General features: G+C 69.2%; 2 protein-coding genes. Both read right to left on the bottom strand.

Annotated elements, in window-relative coordinates:
• The coding region (locus ABD299_RS17750; protein WP_344263556.1) for an adenosylhomocysteinase at window positions 1-207 on the bottom strand (207 nt) is incomplete at its 3' end.
• The gene (gene metF, locus ABD299_RS17755; RefSeq protein WP_344263558.1) at window positions 185-1,087 is read right to left on the bottom strand and encodes a methylenetetrahydrofolate reductase [NAD(P)H]; all 903 of its coding nucleotides are present in this window, start codon (window positions 1,085-1,087) and stop codon (window positions 185-187) included. The genes ABD299_RS17750 and metF, both read right to left, overlap by 23 nt.
• Window positions 1,088-1,137 lie beyond the last annotated feature (50 nt).

The following is a 1,137-nucleotide window of genomic DNA, read 5'->3' on the forward strand; positions in this document are numbered from 1 at the left end:
CGAACCCGTGATCCGCGCACCCGCCAGCGGCTGCGCGGCAGCGAACTCCTCACGGATCGCCATCAGCCCCGGCATCTCGTGCTCGGCCAGCGAAATCTCCTTCCGGCCGAACTCGGCCAGCGACAGATCCGCGACCTTGTAGTCCTCCGTCCGGAGAACGGCATCGCGATCGGCCGAAGTGCGGTCAAGAGCGGGTCGCACGGACATGGTGGCTCCTCCTGGTGGTGACGGACCGGTGAATCTCGGCAGTGGCGGTGGAACGGTTGAGCGTGATGTAGTGCAGCCCGGGAGCGCCCTCGGCCAGCAACCGTTCGGCCATGGCAGTGGCGTGATCGACGCCGATGCGGTGTGCGGCCGCGGGGTCATGACGGGCGGCTTCCAGGCGATGTGCCAGAGCGTCCGGAAAGGCCGCGCCGCTGAGCTGCGCGAACCGGCTGATCTGCCGGACATCGGTGGCGGGCATGATCTCCGGAATGATCGGCGTGTCACAGCCCGCGGCCGCCACCCGGTCCCGCAGCCGCAGGTAGTACTCGACATCGAAGAACATCTGGGTGATGGCGTAGTCCGCTCCGGCCCGGCACTTGTCGACGAAGTGCCGCAGGTCGCTCTCCGAACTCCCGGAACGCGGATGCCCCTCGGGGAACGCGGCCACGCCGATACCGAAGTCCCCCAGCCCTGCGACCAGTTCGACGAGCTCACGGGCGTAGGTCAGCCCCTGGGGATGCGGGACCCAGCGGCCCCTCGGGTCGCCGGGCGGATCGCCGCGCAGCACCAGCACGTCACGAATGCCGGCGTCGGCGTACTGGCCGATGACCTGCCGCAGATCGGCCACCGAGTGACCGACCGCCGTCAGATGGGCCACCGGCCGCAGCGTGGTCTCCGTGACGATCCGGCGGGTGACGTCCACGGTACGGTCCCGGGTCGAGCCCCCCGCCCCGTAGGTCACGGAAACGAAGGACGGACCGAGAGCCTCCACCCGGCGCAGCGCGTCCCACAGGGCCCGCTCCCCGCCGTCTGTCCTCGGCGGGAAGAATTCGAAGGAATAGGTCGTCTCACCTGATGCGAGCAGTCGGCGGACATGACTCACGGCCGGCCTCCGGCGTTGAAGTAGGTGGCTTCGGGGTGGTGGAGGACGAT

It is taken from the genome of Streptomyces sodiiphilus (assembly GCF_039529215.1).
In the GTDB taxonomy this organism is placed as follows: domain Bacteria; phylum Actinomycetota; class Actinomycetes; order Streptomycetales; family Streptomycetaceae; genus Streptomyces; species Streptomyces sodiiphilus.